23 protein-coding genes are annotated in these 24,699 nt (G+C 52.9%); 10 read left to right on the top strand and 13 right to left on the bottom strand.

Annotated elements, in window-relative coordinates:
- Window positions 1-13: 13 nt before the first annotated feature.
- The 4 genes from Q5H89_RS22870 to Q5H89_RS22855 form a co-directional block, all read right to left on the bottom strand.
- On the bottom strand, window positions 14-817 hold the full coding sequence (locus Q5H89_RS22870; protein ID WP_305021662.1) for an HNH endonuclease: 804 nt from the start codon (window positions 815-817) through the stop codon (window positions 14-16).
- A 73-nt stretch (window positions 818-890) separates the two neighbouring features.
- Window positions 891-1,262 (bottom strand): ASCH domain-containing protein, encoded by a 372-nt coding sequence (locus Q5H89_RS23355; RefSeq protein ID WP_369810693.1) that lies wholly within the window; start codon window positions 1,260-1,262, stop codon window positions 891-893.
- Between the two features lie 958 nt (window positions 1,263-2,220).
- On the bottom strand, window positions 2,221-3,747 hold the full coding sequence (locus Q5H89_RS22860) for a hypothetical protein (protein ID WP_305021660.1): 1,527 nt from the start codon (window positions 3,745-3,747) through the stop codon (window positions 2,221-2,223).
- 133 nt (window positions 3,748-3,880) lie between these two features.
- Complete coding sequence (locus Q5H89_RS22855; protein ID WP_305021659.1) at window positions 3,881-4,132, bottom strand: hypothetical protein; 252 nt, start codon at window positions 4,130-4,132, stop codon at window positions 3,881-3,883.
- Window positions 4,133-4,552: 420 nt separating this feature from the next.
- On the opposite strand from Q5H89_RS22855, the gene Q5H89_RS22850 reads away from it, so the two are divergent.
- Both Q5H89_RS22850 and Q5H89_RS22845 read left to right on the top strand, forming a co-directional pair.
- Window positions 4,553-6,631 carry a GNAT family N-acetyltransferase gene (locus Q5H89_RS22850; RefSeq protein ID WP_305021658.1) on the top strand — a complete coding sequence of 693 codons (2,079 nt, stop codon included), beginning with the start codon at window positions 4,553-4,555 and terminating at the stop codon, window positions 6,629-6,631.
- Between the two features lie 10 nt (window positions 6,632-6,641).
- Window positions 6,642-7,097 carry an ASCH domain-containing protein gene (locus Q5H89_RS22845; RefSeq protein ID WP_305021657.1) on the top strand — a complete coding sequence of 152 codons (456 nt, stop codon included), beginning with the start codon at window positions 6,642-6,644 and terminating at the stop codon, window positions 7,095-7,097.
- Between the two features lie 158 nt (window positions 7,098-7,255).
- On the opposite strand, the gene Q5H89_RS22840 is transcribed toward Q5H89_RS22845, so the two are convergent.
- The 3 genes from Q5H89_RS22840 to Q5H89_RS22830 form a co-directional block, all read right to left on the bottom strand.
- On the bottom strand, window positions 7,256-7,777 hold the full coding sequence (locus Q5H89_RS22840; protein ID WP_305021656.1) for a DUF6169 family protein: 522 nt from the start codon (window positions 7,775-7,777) through the stop codon (window positions 7,256-7,258).
- A complete protein-coding gene (locus tag Q5H89_RS22835) occupies window positions 7,734-7,883 on the bottom strand; it encodes a hypothetical protein (protein ID WP_305021655.1) in 150 nt (49 codons plus the stop codon). The genes Q5H89_RS22840 and Q5H89_RS22835 overlap by 44 nt, the downstream gene beginning before the upstream one ends.
- A gap of 710 nt (window positions 7,884-8,593) precedes the next feature.
- Entirely contained in the window at window positions 8,594-9,067 is a 474-nt protein-coding gene (locus Q5H89_RS22830; RefSeq protein WP_305021654.1) for an SMI1/KNR4 family protein, read from the bottom strand.
- A 388-nt stretch (window positions 9,068-9,455) separates the two neighbouring features.
- Between Q5H89_RS22830 and Q5H89_RS22825 the strand changes: the two genes are divergently transcribed.
- The gene (locus tag Q5H89_RS22825; RefSeq protein WP_305021653.1) at window positions 9,456-10,016 is read left to right on the top strand and encodes a hypothetical protein; all 561 of its coding nucleotides are present in this window, start codon (window positions 9,456-9,458) and stop codon (window positions 10,014-10,016) included.
- Window positions 10,017-10,173: 157 nt separating this feature from the next.
- On the opposite strand, the gene Q5H89_RS22820 is transcribed toward Q5H89_RS22825, so the two are convergent.
- Window positions 10,174-12,252 carry a WG repeat-containing protein gene (locus tag Q5H89_RS22820; RefSeq protein WP_305021652.1) on the bottom strand — a complete coding sequence of 693 codons (2,079 nt, stop codon included), beginning with the start codon at window positions 12,250-12,252 and terminating at the stop codon, window positions 10,174-10,176.
- A 1,450-nt stretch (window positions 12,253-13,702) separates the two neighbouring features.
- Between Q5H89_RS22820 and Q5H89_RS22815 the strand changes: the two genes are divergently transcribed.
- Both Q5H89_RS22815 and Q5H89_RS22810 read left to right on the top strand, forming a co-directional pair.
- Window positions 13,703-14,017, top strand: a complete 315-nt coding sequence (locus Q5H89_RS22815; protein WP_305021651.1) for a hypothetical protein — start codon at window positions 13,703-13,705, stop codon at window positions 14,015-14,017.
- Window positions 14,018-14,063: 46 nt separating this feature from the next.
- Window positions 14,064-14,630 (top strand): hypothetical protein, encoded by a 567-nt coding sequence (locus tag Q5H89_RS22810; RefSeq protein WP_305021650.1) that lies wholly within the window; start codon window positions 14,064-14,066, stop codon window positions 14,628-14,630.
- 256 nt (window positions 14,631-14,886) lie between these two features.
- On the opposite strand, the gene Q5H89_RS22805 is transcribed toward Q5H89_RS22810, so the two are convergent.
- The 3 genes from Q5H89_RS22805 to Q5H89_RS22795 all read right to left on the bottom strand — a co-directional run bounded on the left by Q5H89_RS22805 (window position 14,887) and on the right by Q5H89_RS22795 (window position 16,906).
- A complete protein-coding gene (locus tag Q5H89_RS22805; protein WP_305021649.1) occupies window positions 14,887-15,444 on the bottom strand; it encodes a hypothetical protein in 558 nt (185 codons plus the stop codon).
- Between the two features lie 483 nt (window positions 15,445-15,927).
- Entirely contained in the window at window positions 15,928-16,257 is a 330-nt protein-coding gene (locus tag Q5H89_RS22800; RefSeq protein WP_305021648.1) for a hypothetical protein, read from the bottom strand.
- Entirely contained in the window at window positions 16,244-16,906 is a 663-nt protein-coding gene (locus Q5H89_RS22795) for an AAA family ATPase (RefSeq protein ID WP_305021647.1), read from the bottom strand. The genes Q5H89_RS22800 and Q5H89_RS22795 overlap by 14 nt, the downstream gene beginning before the upstream one ends.
- 558 nt (window positions 16,907-17,464) lie before the next feature.
- Between Q5H89_RS22795 and Q5H89_RS22790 the strand changes: the two genes are divergently transcribed.
- A complete protein-coding gene (locus Q5H89_RS22790; protein ID WP_305021646.1) occupies window positions 17,465-18,640 on the top strand; it encodes a RepB family plasmid replication initiator protein in 1,176 nt (391 codons plus the stop codon).
- Window positions 18,641-18,696: 56 nt separating this feature from the next.
- Here Q5H89_RS22790 and Q5H89_RS22785 read toward each other — a convergent pair whose 3' ends face one another.
- The gene (locus tag Q5H89_RS22785; protein WP_305021645.1) at window positions 18,697-19,431 is read right to left on the bottom strand and encodes a hypothetical protein; all 735 of its coding nucleotides are present in this window, start codon (window positions 19,429-19,431) and stop codon (window positions 18,697-18,699) included.
- Window positions 19,432-20,512: 1,081 nt separating this feature from the next.
- Here Q5H89_RS22785 and Q5H89_RS22780 point away from each other — a divergent pair.
- The 4 genes from Q5H89_RS22780 to Q5H89_RS22765 all read left to right on the top strand — a co-directional run bounded on the left by Q5H89_RS22780 (window position 20,513) and on the right by Q5H89_RS22765 (window position 23,877).
- Window positions 20,513-21,256: a recombinase family protein gene (locus Q5H89_RS22780; protein ID WP_305021644.1), complete on the top strand. Its 744-nt coding sequence runs from the start codon at window positions 20,513-20,515 to the stop codon at window positions 21,254-21,256.
- Window positions 21,257-21,260: 4 nt separating this feature from the next.
- Complete coding sequence (locus Q5H89_RS22775) at window positions 21,261-21,524, top strand: hypothetical protein (protein ID WP_305021643.1); 264 nt, start codon at window positions 21,261-21,263, stop codon at window positions 21,522-21,524.
- A gap of 250 nt (window positions 21,525-21,774) precedes the next feature.
- Window positions 21,775-22,134 (top strand): hypothetical protein, encoded by a 360-nt coding sequence (locus tag Q5H89_RS22770; RefSeq protein WP_305021642.1) that lies wholly within the window; start codon window positions 21,775-21,777, stop codon window positions 22,132-22,134.
- 1,425 nt (window positions 22,135-23,559) lie between these two features.
- Window positions 23,560-23,877: a hypothetical protein gene (locus Q5H89_RS22765; RefSeq protein ID WP_305021641.1), complete on the top strand. Its 318-nt coding sequence runs from the start codon at window positions 23,560-23,562 to the stop codon at window positions 23,875-23,877.
- 486 nt (window positions 23,878-24,363) lie between these two features.
- Here Q5H89_RS22765 and Q5H89_RS22760 read toward each other — a convergent pair.
- On the bottom strand, window positions 24,364-24,699 hold a 336-nt coding region (locus Q5H89_RS22760; RefSeq protein WP_305021640.1), incomplete at its 5' end, for an integrase core domain-containing protein.

The raw sequence follows: 24,699 nt of genomic DNA, 5'->3' as shown, positions 1-24,699 counted from the left end.
ACTACTTAAACTATTACAATTTTATTTCGTTGGCCTCATCAAGAGGCGACCTGTTATTATTTGCAATCAGCCAGTTAGAGTAATTTTTGATTTCCGGGGTGTTTATATTGATTGCATACTCAATTCCCATTATGCAGACGATGAAGTAAAGATTTGACACATCGGCGTATAAAAAATTAAATTCATGCATTATTTCAAAGGGTCCTTCTCCGGATTTCTTATCTTTAAAAAAAGCGCCTTCCTGATATATCCTCCTCTGATGGTAAGGCCAGAAACTTATCCCCTGCCCATATCTAGCGTACTGTTTCAACTTATCTAGCCCTGGATGATTCCAAAATTCTTCTACTAGTACTTTATCGTCTAAAACTCTGTGTATAAGTGCTTCAACCGCAAGCTTTGCGAGGAACTTTGACAGCACCATATTATCTTCTTTGGGCGAATCCAAGACTGGAATAATCAGCCTGCAAGTTGGACTAGAAAAAAGGTCCTTTGCATCAACATCATCAGGTACAGTAATACTAAATCCATCCTTTTTATCAAAGGATAATTCTACCTTCATCGGCCTCAACCCAATTGCCATCACATCTAGGGTAGGTACAGTTCGCTTTTTATTCTCAATCCTCGATCTGTTTCTGAGGTGTTTGAAATAAGGTTGTTCTAGTAACGGCTTTTCCACTTTAATTGCAAAATACTGATTGCAATTATCGCATACAAAATGCCTAGGTAAAATATGGTCTTTATTACCTAAGCTCTCAGGGATAATATGCTCGACACTCCGAGACTTATCACTATTCTGTTTGCAGAATAAGCAGTTCATGGTATAAGAGAGTCAAAATGAAACAGGCTCCTGATTAATCGGAGCCTGCTTTACTTATCTGCCTTGTGAAATTCTAGTCAATATAAATAAAAGACTGAGGAGGAGTAGCCTGAAAATCTGCTCTAATGCACATTGGCTCTTTGTACCGCTTCACCTTTTTGATTTTGATAGCGAACCCATCCTCCTTGCCTATAAAATACTTCATGAAGTAGTCCTTGGTGATACCGGAAAACTCCTTTGTTTCGTGCCATAGGGCCGCTACATTGGTGTTGATTATCCGCTCTATCTCAAATTCTCCGATGACCTTCTGGGTGGGCGAGGAGGCGTAGACGACGACACTCTTGATGTTAGCATTTTTGAAGATTGACCGTCTAAATTCGTATCTCTTGGTGCCGTCGAAAATTTTGGAGGCAAACTCGGGCTTGATGGAGAGGAGGACACGCATGGCTGTGAAGTAGGTTTTAACGCGCTTGGAATAAACGCGAAGGTGTAAGAGCTGATTACGCTGAACAGCACGGTAATAAGTAACAACACTCCGAGATAGGTCGCTAAAACGCGGCGGTTGTTGCGCTCAAACTTAGTTCTTATCAGGACGCCGAAGTCGTCGCGCTTCTCTTTCGTCCATTGGTAGGCGAGGTAAATCTGTTGATTTAGCTTGTCGTTGCCCACGTAATTTTTCCAGCGGTAGTTCTCTAGGTTGCGGCACTTAGCGTATGGTTCGTGCGCCCCTACAATGTCTTCCCCGTAGGAGCAAACGAAGAAGAAATGCACCTTCGTGAGCATAAAGCTGGATTGCCGGTATATCTCCTCTAATAAATCCTGATTCAGGTCGCGGGCCTCATTAACCCTAAAATCAATCATTTCCGTCTGCGAGAAGGCGCTCTGCACGATGGAGTTAGCGGCCTTCTGGATGATGCTGAGCGAGGTTGGGTACTTGCCACTCACGCGGAAGCGCAGGTACACAGGCCGGCCGCGCTGCTGAAAACTCAGTTTAAAAACAGTGCCACCGAATACGCTTTGCCGCTGCACGTTCTGTGGGCCGGTTTCGTAGATGTCGAATAGCTCTTGGCCACCCTTCTTGATAAGACGCGACTTAGAGCTGGGCTCCGAGGCTACAGTGTAGTGCTCGTTGAATATCGCGCTGACAAGGTTTGAGTCGTTGATAAACTTTCCAACAATGTCCTCGAAGCAGTCAGTTGGAACTTCAAAGGGAAAATAGAGACATAGCTGGCGTACCTCGGCTGGGTCGGGTATCATGATACCGATATCCAGAAAACGCAGATAGTTATTTCCATTAGGCAGCTTCCAGAGGTTGAAATGAAGTTCGATGTTACTCTTCTGCACTCCTCTCTGGTTCGACTCGTACCAAACAGCTATGGTCTTAGCTGGATTTGGGGTGGCACTCATATAGACTCTACCGATTTAGTTACCAAGAATTTCCGGTTTGATTGGCTGGCCGTCAGAATCTTGTCTAAGTCGTCCTTGCTCATACGGGCAAATCCTTGAGGCACCGAACGGATATCAGCAATCACCCCCAGTTCAATCAGTTTAGCTAGGTTGGGCCGTTTTGGGAAAGAGTAGACTGATAAGAAGTTGACGATGAATGGCCGGCTGCGTTTGTAGTTCCAGTGCGTTGCTAATTCGGTATCGTCGAATACACTGCGCTTACGGCATAGATCGATAAATTTCTTCTCATCAGCGATGCTCAGCTCAACGTTTTCTACTACACCAATAGTCGTAACCACGCCAGCGTAGTAGCCACCAGTGCGGTAGAACACGATAAGGTCGCCGGGCTTCATGCTGCGCTCAAATGAGCGCGAGATATAGACTTTGCTGATGGCATTGCGGTGTGGCTCAGGATCTAGAAAGTCTGCTTTGGGTTCGTTGTTAAGGATGGAATCAGGCAGCAACTCGGTGTGATAGGCCGGGTAGATGGGTACAAGGAACACGTTAGCATCGGCAGATACATAAGGGTAGGTTAGTTTGGGGCTGGCCTTGTCCACTGCTGGGTGAAAATCGCGGATGTACACCAACTCATTGCCGGTGGCATTGGCCTTTTTGCCGTGATAATTGAAGCCCCACTCCTGCAACAGGCCAATCAGGCGCTTCTGCTCCAACGTCTTATCAAAAATGGTAACGTAAATCTCCCCTACGCCAAACTGTAAGGCGTTGTCGAAGATGATTTTCAGAAAGCGCTCCCCAATCTTGAAGCCATTCTGCACCACCTTAAAAGTGCCGATTTTCAGCCTTTTAGTGCGGCCCATTGGTGGTGTGATGTCACCATAATATTCTTCTGGCCCTTCCTGCTTGAGGTAAAGGAAGGCTACGATGTCAGTGCCCACCGAGCAGATGTAGGCTAGTTCATCGGCCTTCTTATTGAACCACTTGTCGAAACCGGGGTAATCCTCCCGAAAGCTATCGAAGAAAGGGTCAGTCAATTTGATGTTGCCAAAGAGTTCTTTCTTAACCGACAACACTTTATAATCAGTCAGTCCTGGGTTCTCGACGGTTACCTTTTCTAAGAAGGAGTCGATGGTGAATACTCTTTCACTGCATCCCAGCTCTTTTGCTTTCTTATGGATGTTGCGGTCTTCCGTAATCAACGAGTCGACCCGGCCAATGAACACCTCATTCAGAATGGCGGTATCAGTAAAATCATTAGGGGTTTTATCGTACTTGATGCTCAGCGCGGTCACCTCCGGCCCAACGGGTGCAATCGTCTTCAATACATGGTAGCTCGAAAGCTTAACCGCCATAGTTTTAACTACTTTGGGGTCTTTGTGACGCCGTATTTCCTCCAGCGTATCCGGATGAATACACTTGACATATTTTAAATCGTCTAGCCATTTGAATAAGTGGCCGATATCATCTTTCATGATGGCACTGGTTTCTCGGTGGATAACGATGTTGGTGTCGAGAAGGACGCGCATAAGTTTGTTTATGAGTGGGTAAGGAAGCAGCGCCCAAATCTATGTGTTATTCTGACAAAGTTGAACTAGTACTTTTTGATTTCTAGCTATATAATCTTTAAATGGGTAGCCTAAAACACAAAAAAGCCCCGACCTAGGCCGGAGCTTTTTTATCGTCCTGCTCTTTCTCGGGTAAAAGCAGATTTACCACAAAGCGAATCTTCTTGAGCTTCTTCGCCTCGGGGATGTCTTCAGCGGCAAGTATTTCCTTGAGTTGCCGGTAGCGCTGGCGGGCATTGCGCAGGATGCGGCGCAGCTTGGTCAGCTCCTCCTCGGGCGCGGCGGCCGGTGGTGGGCTCTCGCGGTAGAACTGGGCCGCTAGGTTCAGGGCAGTGAAGGCGGCCACCAGGTCGAGGCCCTACTCGGCGGCAGCCTGCTTGGCTTTCAGGATGTGGGGCGGTTCGGTGGGGGTGGTAGCCATAGCTCGGGGGTGGAATGAGCCGCGAAATAAGCAGCAACAAGCCCCGCCCGGGCGGGCGAGGCTTTTAACCGGCTAGGGGGGAGTTGTCCGAGCTAAAAGACGCAACACGATGGCTGGTGTAGCAGCTTTCTGGTGCTCAACTTTACGCATAAGCAATTATAGGACACTTATATGGCCTTTTTTGAGCTAGGGCGGTGCGGTTTTTGGAGCTAATAGGCTGCATTTTTATCTGCATTCAACCAGCTTAACATATAGGGAAGCTCACAGTGGATGTCAGAGCCGTAATAAATATAAGCTCTTCTAGGCTTTTATTTACGGTGTCCTCATTCTTGCTACTTGACTGCTATGCAAACAGAAGTACGCCTACTCCACATCAGTGACACCAACCTGTTAGACCAAGTTGTTGAATTGGCCGATGACAACCGTGGCTCGCTAGGCTTTATGCCCGCGCAGGCATTTGGCCCATTTGCCCGGAGCGGCAACATTATCGTGGCTGTGCAAGGAGCTAAGCTGCTAGGCTATCTGCTATTTCGCCGGGTCAAGACTAAGTACAGTGCCGCTATCACGCATCTGTGCGTTCGGGAAATAGCCAGGGGGCAGCAGCTACCCCGACAGCTGTTTGACTTCCTACGGGAACAAGTCAAAGGTGTTTCTGCTATTACATTGAAGTGCCGGCGTGACTATACGTTTGCCAATAAGATGTGGAATCGGCTCGGCTTTATCCCGCGGGATGAGGTCACCGGGCGCAGCTTGGACGGCAAACCGCTTACCCGTTGGTATTACTTGTTCAACACACAACTGGAGCTATTCAAGGCCCAGGAGGACGACGACAAGCTGCGCGTCGTGATTGATGCTAATGTCTTCTACGACCTGTGTGGCGCTAAAGACGCCACCGAGCCGAAGGAGGCCTACTCGCTGCTGGCTGACTGGCTGCTGGATGATATCTCACTATGCGTCACGGACGAAATCTATCACGAGATTAACCGCAACCAGAACCGGGCAGTGCGGGAGGCCAACCGAAAGCAGGTTCGCAAATTTGAGGAACTACGCTACGACAAACCAAGCCGGGACAGTACCCTAGCTGATATAAAAACTATCATCCAGCGGTCCGACTCGGAGCGCAATAAGTCAGACTTGACCCACCTGGCCAACGCCATCGCAGCGAAGGCACGTTATTTCATCACACAAGATGTGGTCGTTATCGAACAGGGAGAGGCACTGTTCGAAAGGTATGGTCTGCTAGTCAGGCGGCCCGTAGATTTGGTGGTGGATATTGACGAGCTAAAAAATAACAATAAGTACGTTGAATCCCGCTTTGTAGAGCACAAGACCTCGTTTGCACCTATTAAATCGCGGGATATTACAGCCCTGACCCAGGACTTCATCTACCACGAGGGCCGCGAGAAGCTCAACGAGCTACGCACCAAGCTCCGAACCTTCGTAGCGAGCCCGGAGCGGTATCAAGCCGAGGTCTGGAAGGCCAACAAAAGCGAGGTGGTCCAGCACGCCATGACCGTGTGGAGCGTCGAGCGCGGGGGGATGGACGTGGCACTGTTACGCTGCAAACCCAATCACAGTCGGCTAGTGGAACGCAAACTTAAAGACCTCATTCTGAATGCCGCTGGCCGGGGTTTAACCTACGTGAAGGTGTCCGACCAGTATATCTCGGATACGGTCCGAAAAGCGCTGACCGAATACAGCTTCTTCCGCGACACCAGCGATGATTGCTGGTACCGCTTTCTAGCGTCTGGCATTAGAAGCCTAGACTACCTGACCGCACACCTCGGCGACCAACTGCGGCAGGCGGGTGACCTGCCGGAATCCCTGCACCAAGTATTCATAGCGGGCGAAACCGATACACGAAGCTTGTTCAACGCTGAGAAATGCTTGTGGCCGATCAAGTTGGCCAGCGCCAAAGTTCCCTGTTATATCGTGCCGATTCAGCACCGGTGGGCCCGCAACCTCTTCGACGAGCGCATGAGCGAGGCCGATATATTTGGCTTCGATGCCACGCTGCTGTTCAGCCGGCGCAACGTGTACTACCGCGCAGCTACCCCCCGCCTACCTCAAATAGGTCGGATACTGTGGTACGTTTCCAAGAGCAAGGGCGGCCAGCAGTACGGCGAACTACGGGCTGCGTCTTATGTGGAAGCGGTGACCATTGCTAGTGCCAAAAGCCTTTTTCGCAAGTACGAGGGCCTAGGCGTATACAAGTGGAGCGACATCATCACATTAGCCAAAGGCAACGCACAAGCGCCTATCCTGTGCTTTGAGTTTGCAGATACGGAGCTGCTATCTACACCAATGAGCTTCGGCGATGTGCAAAAAAATTTAGTAGCCGACGGCCGCAAACCTAATCAGTTGGTAGGGCCAATTGAGATAAGCCACGAGCTATACATGAAACTCTACGCTCAAACCGGCTAACTTTGTTAGTATGCAAGTCATTCTGATGTCCATCAAGCCGAAGTACGCCGGGCAAATCATGCGGGGTAGCAAGACGGTTGAACTACGTCGTGTGGCCCCCAACCTGGACAAGTCCGCCATTATCTTGATTTACGAAAGCACCCCGGTAAAAGCTATCACTGGCTATGCATTCATCAGCGCCATAACTAAGTTGAGCCCGTCGGAGACATGGGCCCGATACGCGGGCAGGGCTCAGATATCGAAGCATGATTTTGATGAGTATTATCAAGGTACCGACAAAGCCTTCGCCATCCATCTTAAAGAAGCTGCCCGATTATTGGAGCCGATAAGTTTGGCTGACCTGCGTAGCGAGCAGATTCTATCTAATCCGCCACAATCCTACCGCTACCTGCACCTTCAAGCGTTCAGCAAAGAGATTGGTCAGGAGATACATGCTGTCAGGCAGCGCACCGACGTTTCTTGCTAATGGACTACGCCTAAGTACATCTGTAACTCACAGCAGCATCTTTTCCAGTAACTGGGCGTTTTCTGGACTAATCTAAAAACTACGAAAAAGCCCCCAAAGCATGCGTTTTGGGGGCTTTTTTGATTTCTGCTCTAGCTGAAAAGGATACTGTCTTCGTGCTACTCAAGACTCTGACCCATCATGTGATTCAGCTTGTCTTCCAGCGTTGGCAGTTGATGCCGCAATTCATCTGCGAACGGATTAGTGTTGAGATAAATAAGGGTCGCATAGAGCCCGTTTGCTTCACTCACTACATGCCGAATAAGGTGTGCCTCATTCGCCTCGCGGAACCAGCGGCCAAATAGCCGATGCCGATAGGCTGCCCGTTGCCGCTTGCCATCTTGACAAACGAAGGTGAGCACTCGTCGCTCATCTTGGAAAAAGTGCGCTAACTCCTGCAAGACAGTCGGCTTGATGCGCGGGTCATAGTCCGGCGTAATGTCGTCCGTGTGTAATCCTTCGGCTACCACGCGCATGAACCCAAACATGGCCGCATACTCACCTACTGCTAAGCCTGGAAAGTAGTCTACCGCTGGGGAGTAGTAAAGCACATACGCTTCGCCGGCATCCGTCGTAAAGGCGTAGCCTTGCGCCGTCTCAGTGAGCGGGTACGGCGTGGGGGTGGAGGAAGGTCGACTCATGCAAGGCTTGCTTATCGCCTCGAATAGCGGCCTCCAAGCGCTTTTTATCCGCCGCCATCTGCTGCACGATGCGGCTCCAGTCGACTTTCTGAGCGGAAGTAGCCATGGCTATAGATGCTTTGCAGGACAGAGCCCGGCGTGAACTAATGTTAAAAGAGCAAAAGGAAGCTATCAAATGGCTTACTGTGCTAGACAAAGATAACGGCGGACTGTAAAAAATGGTTTGTCGCTCTTTTGCCTCCCTCAAGTGTCCTATAATTTTCAATACGTAAAGTAGCAGCTCAAAAAGCGCTGCGCTAAGCCTCTTAGGTGCCGGCTACCCTACGCCCGCGCGCTGAAAACCGGTCGAACCGGTCAGGCAAATCGGTCAAACCGGTGCTAAAACCGGTCGCAAACCGGTATAAAGCCGGCCAAACTGCCTCCAAAAAGTACGCATCTACCTACCGATTTGACCTGTTTGCGACCGGTTTTAGCACCGGTTTGCCTGACCGGTTCTCGGACCGATTTGGGGACCGGTTTGACCGGTTTTAGGCTAGATTACCTTCGCTTTCGAACGCTTTCGGTGCTGTAACGCGGGTGGATCCTACCCGGCCTGCTTCCTGCTGCGCAGTCACTAGTGCCGCCCATTGCTGAGTCATTGATAGGCCCAGGGCTCACGCAGGCGCGTCTTTCTGGCCTGCATAGGCTGAGCTTTCTTTACAAGCTGTAGTCCGTCGTTGCTAGAATGTAAAAAGCTTACATTCCATCTCATCTCGTTACTGTGAAGGATTCCCCAAAAACAAGGAAAACCATTACCTACTAGCCCTATTCTTCAGGTTAAACCCGATTTTCCTGCTCGGTACGCAAGCTCCGCATCATGGCCTCAAAAGAAGGATAAAGCGTAGTTAGCGGAAGGGGCTCATCGTACAGCAGGTCGTGGTCAATCATGATGACTGGGCAATCGTTATCCTCGGGCCGCTGATTATTAGTATCAAAACAAATGATTCCCCAGTCGGAATAATCAGCTAAGTAGATATATCCCTTCTCAATTAACTTAGTAGGGTCCCACGAGGCGAAATAGGCCTTCAATAAGGTGTCTTTCCACTCATAGATACCATGGCGAAAGAAGTTAATTTCCTGTTCTGACCAGAATTCGTAGAAGTGCTTGTACCGCAAGAACTCCTTGTATAAATCAGGGTAGCGCAAGCCAATGCTATCCTCCAACTCTTGTATGTCGCGCTCGGTAACCGTGCTAGGTATAGGCTTCCACGGTATCCAGTTACCATCCCCTCCACCCACTTCGCTTCTCATTTATACGGGCATTGCCGCATCTGGCCTCAACATCAACCCACTCTGGTGCCACGTCTCTAGGGCGGAATCCACAAACTGATGAACTAGTTAGATGTCAACAGAAGTCATTCGATTTTTAAGCTTTACAGGAAGTGGGCCAAGTTAGGATTGCTTTTTCGCCTGCTCTCCCCGCTGCACTCAGGACAATTACCTATTGTGAACACTAAACTAGCGTCCAGTCTCTCGCCAAAGTACTACGCCGGCCGCATCCCGGACGGAGGCACAAACCTGCACCTATTCTAAGATTAGAGATATAAGAAATTTTATGTTAAGGGACGAAACGGAGATAAGCAGCAGCCAAAAAGCTCAGCTTATTTTACCGCTGAATCCTATTATAGAGTAACCATTTATGACAACTAGTGAGTTTGTCTCAGCTCTAGCAGCTCTATTGCCTACCGCTACTGAATATGCGATGTACTGGCCTGACCCCGCAGATTATGCCTCCCTGCAACAGGAGTTCGTTCCTCAGCGACGGGAGCATTTACGCCCATTACCTATACTCACCCATACCGAACTAGATGCTTTACTCGCTAATTATGAGTTAGTAAGAGTAACTATAATGGGCGATATTCAGTTTTTTGAAGTTCCTTTTCTGTCGGAAGGGCTCATGACGGTAGCAGCAGCAGGAAGCGGCACTTTTACGGTAAGCGCCTCCGGGGAGGTGAATTTTTATACGGAGACGAATGGCTACACAGCTCCTGAGTTTCGCTGCTCACGCACGGTGAGCGGTTTTTACCAGGCCCTATTAGTGCTGACTGAATACTATCGCAACCGACTGATTCATAAGATAGAACGCAAAGACCCGCTTGCTCGCCAGACATATGCGCAGCAGGCGGCTATCGTAGCTGGTGAACCAGCGGCTAGCCATCATTACCTAGGTCTTATCAATGCAGCTCTTCCATTGCCCTAGTACCTGCTTTTAGGAGCTTTGAAAAGAAGGCCATCAAATGCTATAGTCGAGTTTGTCACATTGCTTAAACGAACGATTAGAAGACGTCTTTATCAACCATGAGGCATTCTAGAACCTGTCTCTATAGCTTGTGGTACTCATCGGGTTAGCTAGTAAATTACTCCCACAGTTTTCGCCCGCCGCGGGTGCGATAGCCCTGGGTAGTAGGCAGCACCCCATACTGCTGCCAGACCTGGGCATAGTCAAACCCCGGGAAGTAGGCCCAGGCCATCCCGCCCGGCAGGACCAGTTGGTGCCCCTGCTTGGTCAGCAGCAGGCTGGCGGCGGGCAGGTCGGGCGGAAACTGAAAGAGCTCGGGGTGATAAGTAGTCGGCACGAGGTAAGCCCACCCACTGCCCAGTAGTTGTAGCCGGGTGGTGCTGGTGGGGGGGGGCAGTACCCCGAGCAGCCGCAGCCGGCCATCGAGCACGCGCACCTGCCGGGTGGTTGAGTCGCGCACAAAGAAGGCCGCGCGGTCGGCGGGCGGGGGCGGGCCCAAAGGCAATTGCCAATAGGGCCAATCCTGGCCGCGCAATACTTCCTGGAGGTGGCGCCACGGCTCGCGGCTGGCGGGCTGCTCAATTTCCGTAGCCGAGGTGTAAGCCACCCGGCCCGTTGAATCGCGCAACGTCCAGGTTTGCGCCTCTCGGCTCAGTAGCCAGCCCTGCCGGGTAGGGTAGCCCGTGCCAGGAACCCAGGGCGTGCGCAGCTGCCCCGTGGTATCTAGTAAGGCCCAGGCGGCGGGCTGCGCCCGCGTTATGTAGAGCCGACGGCCGTGGGGGGTGGCAAAGTCGATGCCTTGATAGCTGCCCTCCACGGCGCGACCCGTGCTGGCAACAACTACGTAGGGCCGGCCCGCGCGGGTGAAACGCGCGGTGCCGTGCAGCATAGTAGCCACCACGCTATCATAAATAGCCGGCACCACCTCCCGGCCCGAGTGCCGGGCTACCACGCCGTAGTGGCCCGCCCGACGGGCCAGCAAATATGCCGTGTCGGGCCGCAGGTAGGTGGGCAGCGGGTACAGCCAGGGCAATTCTTGCCCCTGCACGGGCGGTGGGGTGTAGTCGGCCGCCCAAGTTTCATCGGTGGGCTGGTCTTCGGCCCAGGTCTGCTGCGGTTCTTTCGCCAAGCGGGTAGGGGCCACCAACAGGTCGTAGGCCAGGGGCGTCACCCACTGGCCGGCCTCGTTCACGAGGCCATAGCGGGTGCCCTGCTGCACTGCCGCCCGGCCGTGCTGAAAGGGCCCGGCGCTGTTGAAGCGGCGCTGCGCAAAGCCGGCTCGACCGGGGGGAGGTAAGTAGCAGAAGATACCCGCCCCCGCCGAGTCGGGGACGAGCTGGGCAATAAAACCGGCGGCATCCGGCCCGATAAGCTGGTGCGCAGCCGGCGCGAGCAGGTAGCGCCCCGCGCGGTCGATGATACCATACTGGCCCGCCGGCGTCGTGACGACGGCCCGCCCCTTGCTAAAGGCGGAACCATTCGCGAACCGGGCCGCAATCGCTACCCGGCCCGTGGTGTCGAGGTAGCCATACTGCAAGGGGTGGTCGCTGAGGCTGAAGTGGGCCCGGCCTTCGCGAAAGCGCCCTAGCTCATTAAAGCGTGGGTCAGTCAGCCGGTTGCCGCGCAAATCGGCCAGTAAGTACGCCTTCGCGGCTTTCTTATCCGGGTTTGGCGGCAGCTCGTTCGGTTGCCAGCTAACGCGGTTGGCGCCGAGCAAGGTGATGTGCAGGGCCCTGTCTGGCAACGCTGCCGGCCAGTCATCTGCCGCGCGCACCCGCCGAAACTCCCAGTTGCTGAACCCGGTACGCTCGTCAAGCTCCGCCCGCAGGGCTATCACCTCCCACTGCCCATGCGCCCGCTCACGGGGCAGGCACACTAGGCTGCCATCGGCCTGGCGCACCGCCGCCTCACTACGCCGCACCCGCAGAAATTCGCCTCGGGCATTGACCAGCCACATCGCCTCTTCGCTGCGTTGCGTGCGCGCATCCGGCGGCGGCCCAGGCAACCACTGTACTTGCTGACCCGCCTGGGGCGCCCGCACTAGGGCAAAGCCTTGGTGCAAAAAAGCTGTCTGCTGAATGCTACCCAGCTCCCAGCACGGCCGGATAACCACCCGGCCTGTGGTATCAGCATAGCCCCAGAGCTTGCCCGCCCGGTACGGAATGAGGCCGCCCGGCGGCTCGGCTACCCGCTCCAAACGCGTAACCTCACGAAGCGGCGCCCCCGGGGGCGCTAGTGTCTGGGCATGTAAGGTTCCCAGTGCCCAAAGGCATCCCACTAGCAGCCAGACTCGGCGACTCCTTGTAGTAATAGTAGTTCGTAGCATCTTTATTATAGCAGAAATCAGTGCTTAGCAAACTTACTGCCTTCCTAAGGCCGCGCTAAGAAAGGCACAGTTGCGATGGCCGCGACCAGTTGCGAGAGGTTCGTGCTAGATATAGTGCGGTCCCGAAAGGTGCACCATGCTGGGTAGCCCGCATTGGCCTAACACGAGCACTGAAACAAATCTTTTTGCCGGCCGAAGAAGTGGGTTCTGAAAGGCTACGCCTGCTGCGAGCTTGAACCAGCCTTTTTGAGCCCGGCAGCGCAGGCGTGCCGGCGTATGTTTGGACATGGCTGACTTCTCCCTCGCTTACCGACAGCTGCTCGCCTTTCTAGGGAGCTTGAGCTATACCGATTTTAGTACCGTCCGTTACGCGCTAGTCCAGGGACTACTGCAAGAAGCAGGCGTAGCTTCCGACCAAGAGGGGTACATGCTAGACGTACCGCCGTATACCACCCCCGCCATTGATCTGCGCTTTCAGGTAGTGCAAGCAACTGGCCATGTAAACGAGATTCGGCTGACGTTCACGGAGCATGGGCAGCTGACGGACTTTCATCTACGCACCTCGCGCTGAAAAAGACTTCATTGAGAATGAGGTGCACTTTTTAGGCCTATCTTTTTTGCTTAATCGCTTCTTACTTTAAGGTCCTTACTTGTGCCCTTCATAATCTGTGGAAGTAGCTCGCTCGATGTCCGCCCGCCCTGCGCCCCCTTATCGGTGGCCTTTATGGCTGAATTTACTCCTGGTAATCCTCGCTAGTCTGGTGCTGCTGCCTGCCTTTCGGCATGACCCGAATCTGACGCTGGTTACGCTAGGCTTAATGGTTGGTGTGGGGCTAAATTTCTTCGGGCTCGTCCTGGCGCTTGGGCTAGGTCGCTGGCGAGTTGCTGCTTGGTTCGGAGCGGGAATGCTTTTCGTACTCAGCGTTGGCTGGGTAGCGGCAAGCTTGATACCACCTGCTTTGTTGCCACAACAGTAAGGTGTGGCGACCCGCTTAGGTGCCGTAACGCAATGATAGTCGTAACCAGACAAGGTGCACCTTTCGGACGCATCCCTTTTTGGCTTCCGGAACCCCTGCCATGCACCGAAAACGCAGGTGGGGTGGACTTTCTGAGCCACTTGCCCCGCGCCGCACTTTCTGAGCCCCCTCTAAGCGCACCTTAGAGTTCAGTTCACATTTATCTATCAGCTGTTAGTTCAGCGTAGCGTTATTTTACCGCCCTCTCGCTACCTCCACGCTACCACCCCTTTCTTGCTACCTCCACGCTACCGCCCCTTCCTTGCTTTCCCTAAAGACTTGGTAAGGGAGGTCCTTACCAAATAATGAAACAAGCACTCACCCTAGGTATAATAGCTGTCTGCCTCTTTTTTGGCGTTCGCGCCTGCCTTCTTCGGGATGAGTTGCGGACGCACGGCCACTTGGTGCCGGCCAAGGTTCTCACTATTGGCGGTATTCGGGGCGGCATTGCGGTGACCTATACCTACGCCGTAGCGGGCAAGACCTACACGCGTACAAGCGCGCTGGGCGGTCGCTACACGATAGAAGGGGATAGCATCTACCTGAAATACTTACCGCAAGACCCAGCCGGCAACGTCCGGCTCTATCTGAGTCGCGCAGAAATAACCGCTTCTGATTAACCAGTGCTGACGCACTAGTCTGCAGCCCACTCCTAGCTTACGGGACATGTGGCAGCAAGTAGCGCTGCCTATAGCTGCTTTTCTTTCTTCTTTTGCGTCCGTGGAGCCAGACCAGTTATTCCGCCAAGTACAGCAGAAAGCCATCTTGGCTATTTACGCGGTCGATTTTGAGCAAGACCCGGACCAAGACATTTATTCCCCTTGGCGATATCTGATTTGCTTCCAGAATAGCTCCGTCTTTCTAGATATTGAGGACGCATATGACGGCGAGCACTTGTGCCTTAATTGGCGAGAAACCACCGAATTAGAACACTATTTACAAACCCTTACTGAAGCCGGGCTATGGAAACCCTGGTCCGTTGAAGCCCCTGAACCACTAGGCCCACTACTGGGAGGCACTCTTATGCAAGCTTTCTATGCCAAAGACAACGCTTGCTTCGCTAGCAACGGCAGTTGGACACAGGGAAACCTTCACTTATACAAAGGGTTGCGGTTAGAATGTGAAGCTCACGCGCTAACAGTCTTCAGTAATGGAGTAGGTCTTTATGCGGGAGTAAACACCAACTTACAGCCTGCTTTTGAAGAAATATACGATTGGTTTGCGTGCTACTAGCAGCTGTCTACCCACTACGCGTGCTCAAGTATAGAGAAAAGAGTGATTTAGAGGAGGTGAAGCTTTTTACGTGCTGTAAAAGACGGTGGCTGTTGCAGCAAGCTCTCAGCCTTTGAGAAACCGGGTGGGTGAACTGCTAAACGCGCGTATAAGACTTGGTTATTGGTCTTTCTGGCTCGATTCGGCTCGTCAGGCACTCGCTTGAAGGTGTCACAACGAGTTCTGCAACAGCCACAGTAGGTTGTGGAAAGGACTGCTAGCGAATAAAAATGCGATAGTCCTTGGAGTCAACCCGGAGGAATAAGGTGTCTTGTCGGTCGGTTGGCAGATTGTACTGATGGATGTTATCTAAGGCAGGCACAAAAGAGGCGTAGTCGACTTTAAAATACCCCTTCTCGCCCGCCACGTCTACTTCCAGATACTGGTCCCTGTATTGGTTGAAGCCCTGCGTCTCTACGGGGCCAATATACCGGCCAGAGCTCGTCGTATTATTCGGTTCCCAGAACTGAAACGTATTACGCCTGACTCGATGCCCGCGCACACGCACCGCGCTCACCTGCGGAGAGTCTACTTCTAGCAGGTCGCCTTCATAGTTGTGGCGCAAGTGCAAGCGGCGTCCATAGAGCGAATCGATGTCGGTAATGGGTTCGACCATAAGGTGCTGCGTGTAGAGCTGAGGAAACACGGGCCAGTCGGGGTGGGCATCGGCCTGCGGGAAGTGGTAGTCGGCCCGATAGCCAGCGGCGACGCAAGCGACCAGCACCAGCCAGTAGTTGTGGAGGGTAGTGAGCAACCAGCGCCAGGAAGAGGACATGAAACGGGGAGCCAGAGAAGAGCAACTAGGTGGGCGGCTAAGATAGACCGCCCGAAACTGCAAAGTGAGCCCTGCACGTCTTGGTGGCCGAACTGCCCGACACCTTACTCTTTACCCCCTCCAAAAAAGGCTCCTATTTTGGTGAGGTATGCTACTAACACAGCTGGCCTGAAAACGCAGGTTTTTGAAGCCACTTTCGGGCACCGTTTTTTGGAGGTGTGCTAGCAGAAAACTGAATCAAGGGTTAGCAAAGACTATCTCCGGCGGGCATATAACCTCGTTGGGCGCGGCCGGGCGCGCAAAAACGAGATGTCCGGCGTCGGAGAGTTTCATACAGCAATGTAACTTTTGGTGCTCATCGAGCCTTAGCCAACTAGGGTCTCATAATATTATTTATCCTAACTCATTATCAAAAAGTTGTAAGTCAAAAATGGTGTCATTAACAATGGCACTTTTGCCATCGTTAATGACACCATTTTTGACTTACAATTTGCCATCTTTTTTACTGCCTTTTTTGGCAGCACGTTTGACCTCTTGCTTTAATAATAAGTCTATAGCTTCTATGATTAATGAATTAACCGAGATAGGTTCACGATTAGGGTCATCCTGGACTAAGCGCTCGGCTCTACGTGTATCCTTCAGGACTGAAAGTTTGTCAAGTTTACTTCTATATAAACGAAGAGTAAATGCTGTGAGCGCGTTAGCTTTCTCAGGTTTGGCCTGGGCTTTTTCGGTAGGAGTACTGCCGCCGGCCTCAATAAAGGCTTCGGCCTTTCGCATCGAGGTTGGCATAGGTGGACTAGGCTTTTTCACGAGTCAACAGTTGGAGGTGATTGAATAAAGCATTTACTTCAAATGTGGCTTTGACGTCAGGGGGAGTTAGCTCCAAGACAGAAAGCCCTAACGATAGAGCACGGTCAAAAACGATGCGATTACCAATTACTAGAGGTAAGAAGGTAATGTGCGTTAGATTGCCTAGGTAAGCGGCAGCGTTCTGACCAGCCGCTCCACTTAGACCATAAGTGTCACTGCGGGAAAGGAAGGAATAAGCCTGTAGTTTTGAGTTCACTTGTTGAGCCTGCGCTATTAGGTCATCTACCTTTTGGCTAGTCCACAAGTCTGCAGCTCTGGGTGGGAATGGGCTTAGGTAGATGTCAGCCACCGCTAGTGCTGCTCGCTGACTAGTAGAATCCGTACCTCCTACATCAACAACTACATCATCGTACCCATCAGCTAGTTGAAGCAGTTCAACATGTAGTTTGGCGCCACTCAAAGCAATTAGGTCCAGTGGGGCTTTGTCGCTGAAGTCCCGTCGCACCTCGTTGAATGTGCTAGCGGTACGCTGATCATCACCATCACAGTATAGTACTCGCTTTCCCTGCCGCAGTAAAAAAACGGCTAGATTGGTGGCTGTTGTAGTCTTTCCACTGCCCCCTTTGTACCCTCCAACTACGTGAATCATAGACTTTTGATTTCATTATTTGACTTCAGAAGTGATGTCATTTATGATGCTATTACTGACGTCCAGTATGCTAGCAAATATAGTGGCTGATTTAGTGTCACACAAGATGTTAATTATCTTTAAGTGCTTACTATAACTATTGGCTCGTGTGTGCAGCCTTTTTAACCATCATGGCACAGGTAGGGCGAACTTGATAGATATTCGGCCGCCCCCCTGGTGTGCGAAGCAATCGTTGAGTTGAGATAGTACCGATTATCCCTTAGTTATCTCAAAAAAAATAGGAAGGCTCATTCCTTATTTTTTTATTAGTACTATTAACTTATTAAGGGCAGCATAACTTATTGAAAGTCAATAATTAATGAGCGCGAAATCGTACCGATTATCCCCTGAGATAGTACCGATTATCCCTTGAGATAGTACCGATTATCCCTTGAGATAGTACCGATTATCCTCTGAGATAGTACCGATTATCCCCTGAGATAGTAAAAGTATCTCAATAGGCTTCGTATCTCAATTCAATTATCCTGACTATCTTGCGGCGTTCCTACTCAGTTACTTATGCCTATTAATCCTTACCCAGGTACCACCTTCGAGAAGACTCGCGGACGATGGAAGGCGCAAGGCCGGTTGAATGGTAAGACAAAAAGCCTAGGCTACTTTGATACGCAAGAAGAAGCCTATGCCGCTGTAGTGAAAGCTAAGCAAGATGCAGGCGAGTCACTTACCGTTTTACCTCAACATATTCCAACGACACCAGCCATAGTTGGTCAGCGTCCGGCAACAGTTGCGCAGAGTAATGTGCTCTTAGAACGACCTTGGGCGATGACATTACTTGAAGCGCGCATTTTCGTGTTGCTTTTGCAAGGCCTAACGAGAGAGGAAACTGATAGCAGGCGAATTGTGGTGCCATTAAGTGATTTGGCTAGCCCTACACAACTGGGTGGAGGAGGATATAATCAGCTGCATGCAGCTATGAAGGGCCTCGATGCTGTTCGCATTGAATTGCCTATGCCCAACCGCAAGCAAGACTTGCATCTAGTGCCACTAGTGCATTCGCTTAAATTGGATAGCGGTCAGGGGACTTTATCAGGCTATTTCTCTGATGATGTGTTGCCTTACCTCACCAATTTGGTAGATAATTTCACTTTAGGCCAGGTCGGTGATTTGCTCAGCATTAAGAGCACGCTTACCCATCGGTTTTATTGGTTACTTAAGTCGTGGGAGTTTCGCTCACCAGTTACTGTTCAAGTGGATAAGCTGCGCGAATTGACTACCGGTCTGAACACATATCAGCAGTTCACCGAGTATCGGCGCAGTGTACTGAAGCCTGCCGTTGACGAGCTTAATGGGTTGAATTTTGATATCAGCTACGTTGAACACAAGCTAGGTCGCAGTGTAGATGCTGTAGAATTCCACATCAAGAGTAATGTAAAGCGAAAGCATAAGCAGCTAATGCTCCCGCTGGAAAAAGGCACCGCAGTTGCTGTAATATCGGAGTTAACGCCTTTGCAGCAGAAGGTGCAGACGCGGCTGCAGAAGCTGAAGCTGACGCAGTCCCAAATCAAGAAAGTACTGGAGGTGGTCGTAGGGGAGGAGCCGCTTACCAAGCTGCTCAAAGAGACCTATCCGGTCCTGCGCGACTTCGAAACGAAGGCCAAGCCCGGGGAGAATGTAGCGGCGGCGACGATGGCGCTTTTGAAGAGTACATTTCCGGCTATTTGGGCCGCTAACTAACTACCAATCAACCAAGTATAAAATAGTATTCCGCATAATTCGCAGCGTTTATACTATTATAAACCATAGGGAGTCGAGGGACTTTTGACGGCCGGCTTCTTGAGTTTCGGGGCGCGCTGGGGCCCGGGAGGTACCCCAGGAAAACGCTTGCTGAACAAGCGCCGATTCTTCTCGTGCAACGCATCCAGCACCCGCTGGCGGGCCGTATGCCCCATAGCCGTGAACTTGGGTTCCCACCGGTCATAAAACGCCCGTACGTCGACCAAACTCAATTGCCAATCTGAACGCTGACACCAGCGCTCGGGCCAGGTGTAGGTCGGGCGGAAGTGCTGCACGCACCGCTTCAGCAGTACTTGGTGTTGCGCGGTGCGCACAGCGCATCCACGCCGCAGCTTCGCTTTCGCCGCTTTTTCCTGATAGATCAAGAACTCCTCGCTGAGCTCGACTTCCTCCACGCGCGTGCGCAGATAGAGTTTGACCAAGGCGCTGCCGGGCAGGCGAACGTAGGCCGTGCGCGCGGCATCGGGACGCGGTAATAACGCGGCAATCATCGTCACAGTCCAGCCGCGTTCCTTGAGCGCGTGCGTCGTCAAGTACTTGGTTGGTGGCGCTGGTACCGGTGTCTGGTCCACCACCATCATAAAGCGCTGCACACCCATACCACAAACAATTAGGTAGGCCACAAAAATAGCGCTGGTGTCGCTGGCTATTGCGCAGATGTAGTTGTTTTCCAGTGCACCTCCTACATAATACGGAGGTGGCTGTTTAGCACAAATTACGTTCTCGGACAACTGTCAACCTAGTGGTCAAATACCCCCAAACGATTTAGTGGTGTAGCTTGCCGGCATGAAGATGGTACTCCTTGCGCTACTGCTGCTAAGCTGCTCGGCGTCTGCGCAAACGCTTCCTACTCCCCCAGCCCCTACCGAAACGGGACCACCCGCTGGACAGGAAGCAAACACCCCCTTCCCGCTTGCCAATGTGCTAGTGGTGCATACCGCTGACAGCGTCCGCACGGCCTATCGCAACCTGACGGCCTTACTACTGGCGCAGGGCTACTACCTAGTCGAGACCGACCCCGCGCACGGGCGACTCACCACCAACTACCGCCGCTCGGACTACCGCCGTATCAAAGTATCCCTGCGGTTCGTCATTAGCCCCCAAGCGAGTGGGTCCCGCATCGAAGAGCGGGCCACTGGCCAAGTCTCGATTGAGGCGAGCCGGTTTGGCGTCGAGTGCCGGGGAACGCCCAAGATGCCTATCGCCTGCGCTTGGGCTGAGATGTGGCGCCTGGCCAGCCTCTATCCGGCGGGTTCGCTAGCCTACAAGCGGGATTAGACACGCACGCGCCGCGAACTGTCCTCGGGTTCAGCTAGTGGACCTAGCAACAGGTAAAGTGAGCAGAAGGGCAAGCAGGCATAACCTTCTTTGGGGCGCTTGTCACATTTTCTAAACGAGCAGTTGGAAGGCGTGATAGCCTATAAAAGGGGCTGCTCCCACCAAAAAAAGGGGGTAGTAGGTCTACCACACCGGTTATAACCCCTTTTATAACCGGTTTATAATCCCTTTAGAAAGGGTTTATAACCGAAAACAGGAGGTTTATAACTCCTTTATAATTTAACTCGAGGGGTTTATAACCTAACGCGGGGGGGTTATAACCGATGTATAAAGTGTCGGCCAGCGGGCTGTTCACTCCGCCACTAAGCGCTTAAGCGCGGGGAGTACGTGAGGAGGCAGGTGCCGTCGTACGGTTACTGCCGCCGTGGCTGTTTCACTTGGTTGACTTAGGAAAGTCAGACTGAAACAGGCCAGGCCCCTTTCTGAAAAATCACCTGGGGCTAAAAAGACGTTTTACAAACGACCGTTCTTAAAATGTCTTTTTATTCTATCTTCGCCGAAACTCGTCGATTTTACTCTGTGCCCGCCTACTTCGCCTACTACCGCGTCTCCACTCAAAAGCAGGGCTCCTCCGGGTTGGGGCTTGATGCGCAACGCGCGGCGGTGACGAGCTTCCTGCAGGGAGGCGCACCAGTGGGGGAGTACGTGGAAGTGGAAAGCGGCAAGAAGAATCAGCGGCCCCAACTGCTCGCGGCGATCGCCGCGGCGCGGGCGGCGGGTGGGGTGCTGCTCATTGCGAAATTGGATCGGTTATCGAGGAACGCGGGCTTTATCCTGGCCCTGCGCGACTCGGGGGTGCAGTTCGCCTGCTGCGACATGCCCGACGCTAATACCCTAACCGTGGGCCTCTTCGCCGTCATTGCCCAACACGAGCGCGAGACCATCTCCCAGCGTACCAAGGATGCGCTCAAAGCCAAAAAGGCGCGGGGCGCGCAGCTCGGCACGCCGGCCAACCTCACCGAAGATGCGCGGCAGCTCGGCCTAGAGGCCCGGCAGCGCAATGCGCGCGAGCACGGCGGAATCCGGCAGGCTACGGCGTTGATTTTGGCGCGGCGCGCGCAGGGGCTGAGTTGTGAACGGATTGCGGGGGAGTTGAATGCCCTCGGCTTTACGGCGCGTAGGGGAGGGGCCTTCTCCCAAAAGCAAGTCCAACGCCTCGTCGATCGCGCCACTAGCCCCCTAGGATCTGGCCCCCACGCTGCGGCCGGCTTATCTTAGGCGCATGCACTATGTATTCTTAAACCCCTGGCCGGGTGGTATTTCTTTTGAGAACAGTGGCGTGCTCCCCCTGGTGAGCTGGCTCGTCGGGCTGATTATTATAGGCTGGTTGGGTATTAACTGGTGGAGCGCGCACATCGCCCGCCAATTTGAGCGCGACCCTACGGTTACGCCGCAGCCGACCACCAATTGGAATCTATCGGGCCTGGCCAAGGCACTGGTGCTGTTGTTTGTGGCCGCGTGCTTTGGCCTACTGCTGGTGCTGTAAGCACCGGGACGGGCGTCTACCACCGAAACCATTGGTTAGGCTGTCGCGGCGGGCCACCATGCAGGTCAGTTGGGCTACTTACCCGTAGCGGTGGGGCCGCAGCAGTAGCGTAGCCGCCAGGAGGCCGGGCAGGTATCGGGCTGGGCGCGCGCGGCGGGGCTGCCGCAAAAATGCCGACCTGCCCGATCGGCTCCGTGAGGTCTTTCCTTGCGCCGCTTGTTAAGCCCGCCTGACTACCTTGTGCCCTTTCATGCACCACCCTTATCTACGCTTTCTTGTTGCGCTCACGGAAGCCCTGCGCCGCCGGCTAGCGGGGGCGCGGTCCTCTCCCTCAACCGATACCCTAGTATTTGTTAGCTTCTTCCCCGCCCTCAATCTGTATGCCTTATTTACGCACGTGCTTTTCCCAGATGCACAGCACTGTGCCGCCTGTAAAACAGACGTGCGGGTGATGTATGGCTTCTTCGCGTGGGTGCTATTAGTACTCTTCCACGGACTGCTGCTCATGACCGAGTCGCCCGTGCAGCCGCTGCCGCTCCCAGTACTTAAACGCTGGTGGAAGTATTATAAAATCTATGCGCTAGGTTCTTTGGCAACAGCGCTTTTTTGAAGTAAGGGCAACGAAAGGCCATAGTCAGGGAAACGGAAGCAGGCCTAGCAAAGTAGAAGTGTAAATAAGCTTTGTATTTCAAAGTACTTTACACTACCTTTGTTGTGCGGCTTGCTTTTTTGCGCTTCTGACCAGGTGTTACATTTTATCCGATGCTTTTATGACTCGAAATGAGCGACTTGTTCTAGGTCTAATAAGTGGGCTACTCCTAGTAGGGATGCTGGTCTGGTGTTGGAAGCCACTCGTCGCTGCTAGCCAAACCATCATTTGCTCTCTCTTCGCAATCGGATTATGTATCACCTATGCTTGGTGGTTGTATGCTAAGCGGGCAGTACGCGCTTGGCTAGCCCCTAGTATTTTACTGGGGTGCTTGCTGGTGACTGCCTGCGTGGACATACTGGTGTATCAACTTGCCCACACCGTGAGCTATACACGCGATGAAGGCATGATAAGCGAGATGGTTTACTATACGCCAGCCTATAAGGGGGAAGAGGAAGCCCTGGCATTGGTCATGGGTAGTCCCCTACTAGGCTTGGTGTTCTTATGGCGTTATTCCAGCAGCGGTCAACGCGGCTGGCAGTTCTTGCATTACCTCGTGTTGCTTCTCACCTGCTACCCGTTGGCCGCCGTAATTTTATTCTCCTCCATTGGCACAAAGCCCAGGTATTATGAGGGCGCCCGCCTGCCGACTCCAGTGGCTGATTCGCTACAGGTTGTTCAGCGATATCTGCCCTATAGAATTTATGTGACGAAGCCCTGACTATTGTTGGGTGGCTGGGGTAGCCGCCGTAAGCCAGCGAGCAGGAGTGCCTAACTACTAGCAGACAGGTACTTCTAGTGGGGGCTCAGAAAGTACCTCGCAGAGCACTTGGCTCAGAAAAGCATTTCCATACGCGTTTCTAGCGCGTGGTGGAGGGTCAACCAAGCGAAGATTGATGCATCCGTAAGGTGCACCTTGCGGGCTCTTACTTAATCTTTAAGGCTAGTCCCTCTCGCGAGACTATTCCTAGCTATCGCTTAGCGAGCTATGCTCTCACGCTCGCCACCCCACGACGCGTGGGTCGCGACGCCCTCTCTACCTTCACTGACATGAAACTCGCTTCGCTAGCCTGCGTTTTGCTCGGGCTCTTCCCGCTTAGTGGTTGTCGGCCACCCGCTAGCTCGTGTCCTACATGGCCCGTGGCCTATGCGCCCCTCAACGTATTTGACCTACGGCACCTTCCCACTCCCCTCGATACCACCACGCACGCTGTGCTCACCCAGGCACAGCGTCGCATGCTGTTGCACGACGCCTACGCTATCAACTGCTGCTTAACCGCCAGTGCGGTGCGAGATAGTACGTACGCGAGTGCCTCCTTCTATAGTACCGTTGCCTGCCTCGACCGCAACCCGCGGGCTCCCTGTCAGGTCCTGGTCTATGCGGACATGGAAGAATTCTCCGGCTTGTATCTCATCTTGTGCGCGCCCGGCCCGCGGTATACCAGCTTGTTCGTGGCGGGCCAAGAAGGCATTGGGGGCACGGAAGACGATATGCACGTTGATGCGCGCATAACCTTTGGTCGCATGCTGAACGATTCGCTGGTGCAAGTCAAAACAGGCGAACAGCATCTGGCTTTCCCCGCTTCGGGCCAGCACTCTTACACCGATACTACTACGGAAGTATTTCGCCTTGACTACCACACGGCTACCTTTCAGCGGGTGAGTAGTCATACCAAGCGCACGCCGCTAGCTACCTTCTTCTAAGCAGGCTCGTCAACGCTGCTGCTTGGCTAGGGAGCTAGCTCCCAAATGCTTAAAAGGCCGCTACTGCTGGTGGGGCAGGAAGACCGGGTAGGGGCAGGACTTACCTGGGCTAACAAGGGCCTGTGATGGTTGCAGAACGCCGTAGTTAGGTAAGCACTTCACACTGCTACGGCTTTTTGCCTGACTGCCCGGCTGGGTTCCGAAAGACCAGTTCAAGCCGGTAACAGGCCGACAGTTTCGGAGCCCACTTATTCGGCCCGCACAGCAGAAAGTAGCGACAGCTATACGAGGCTAACGAGTGCTATGCAGCAAGGTGCACCATTCGAGGCTAGCCTGACCAGCTAGTCGAGTCAACTACCCTTGGCGCACCAGCTACCAGATAAGCATCAGGCTTTACCTAGTTCCCAGCCAGTATGCCGTTACTAGTCACCGTGGTCGCCACCCCCCGAGGCTGGCAGATAGACGCCGGAGAGGTAGAGGAGCAGGCTATGTAGTAACCGAGCGGTAAGCGGGGAGGTGGTCGAGTGAGGCGAGAGCGGTTAGGGCGGTATTTTTAAATTGTTGAAGGAAAAAGGGTGGGCGAGTATAGTAAGTAAGTGTCGAGTGTCGACGCTGGTGATTGTAGTAATCAAAATAAGTGGCCACGCTCTGCTGCGCGTCGACCAGGTCGCGGAAGACGGGCCACTCGCGCGGCCCCAACTCCTCGGTTTTGAGCCGCGACCACAGGCTCTCGGCCTGGGCGTTGGCGAGGTACTCGTCACGCCGGCTCTGCGAGCGCCGGCAGCCGTATTGGTCGAGCAGGGCGCGAAAGGCGTTGGCGCA

It is taken from the genome of Hymenobacter cheonanensis (assembly GCF_030581075.1).
Classification (GTDB): Bacteria; Bacteroidota; Bacteroidia; order Cytophagales; family Hymenobacteraceae; genus Hymenobacter.
This window is presented reverse-complemented; position numbering and strand designations above follow the sequence as displayed.

Bases quoted from the DNA above. Each gene is read 5' to 3' on its own strand.
- Q5H89_RS22770 (WP_305021642.1), top strand. From the start codon at position 21,775: ATGCACCACCCTTATCTACGCTTTCTTGTTGCGCTCACGGAAGCCCTG.
- Q5H89_RS22815 (WP_305021651.1), top strand. From the start codon at position 13,703: ATGAAACAAGCACTCACCCTAGGTATAATAGCTGTCTGCCTCTTTTTT.
- Q5H89_RS22795 (WP_305021647.1), bottom strand. From the start codon at position 16,906: ATGATTCACGTAGTTGGAGGGTACAAAGGGGGCAGTGGAAAGACTACA.
- Q5H89_RS22790 (WP_305021646.1), top strand. From the start codon at position 17,465: ATGCCTATTAATCCTTACCCAGGTACCACCTTCGAGAAGACTCGCGGA.
- Q5H89_RS22775 (WP_305021643.1), top strand. From the start codon at position 21,261: ATGCACTATGTATTCTTAAACCCCTGGCCGGGTGGTATTTCTTTTGAG.
- Q5H89_RS22835 (WP_305021655.1), bottom strand. From the start codon at position 7,883: ATGGCTACTTCCGCTCAGAAAGTCGACTGGAGCCGCATCGTGCAGCAG.
- Q5H89_RS22825 (WP_305021653.1), top strand. From the start codon at position 9,456: ATGACAACTAGTGAGTTTGTCTCAGCTCTAGCAGCTCTATTGCCTACC.
- Q5H89_RS22805 (WP_305021649.1), bottom strand. From the start codon at position 15,444: ATGTCCTCTTCCTGGCGCTGGTTGCTCACTACCCTCCACAACTACTGG.
- Q5H89_RS22780 (WP_305021644.1), top strand. From the start codon at position 20,513: ATGTCTTTTTATTCTATCTTCGCCGAAACTCGTCGATTTTACTCTGTG.
- Q5H89_RS22860 (WP_305021660.1), bottom strand. From the start codon at position 3,747: ATGCGCGTCCTTCTCGACACCAACATCGTTATCCACCGAGAAACCAGT.
- Q5H89_RS22765 (WP_305021641.1), top strand. From the start codon at position 23,560: ATGGAAGAATTCTCCGGCTTGTATCTCATCTTGTGCGCGCCCGGCCCG.
- Q5H89_RS22830 (WP_305021654.1), bottom strand. From the start codon at position 9,067: ATGAGAAGCGAAGTGGGTGGAGGGGATGGTAACTGGATACCGTGGAAG.
- Q5H89_RS22840 (WP_305021656.1), bottom strand. From the start codon at position 7,777: ATGAGTCGACCTTCCTCCACCCCCACGCCGTACCCGCTCACTGAGACG.
- Q5H89_RS22870 (WP_305021662.1), bottom strand. From the start codon at position 817: ATGAACTGCTTATTCTGCAAACAGAATAGTGATAAGTCTCGGAGTGTC.
- Q5H89_RS22845 (WP_305021657.1), top strand. From the start codon at position 6,642: ATGCAAGTCATTCTGATGTCCATCAAGCCGAAGTACGCCGGGCAAATC.
- Q5H89_RS22810 (WP_305021650.1), top strand. From the start codon at position 14,064: ATGTGGCAGCAAGTAGCGCTGCCTATAGCTGCTTTTCTTTCTTCTTTT.
- Q5H89_RS23355 (WP_369810693.1), bottom strand. From the start codon at position 1,262: ATGCGTGTCCTCCTCTCCATCAAGCCCGAGTTTGCCTCCAAAATTTTC.
- Q5H89_RS22850 (WP_305021658.1), top strand. From the start codon at position 4,553: ATGCAAACAGAAGTACGCCTACTCCACATCAGTGACACCAACCTGTTA.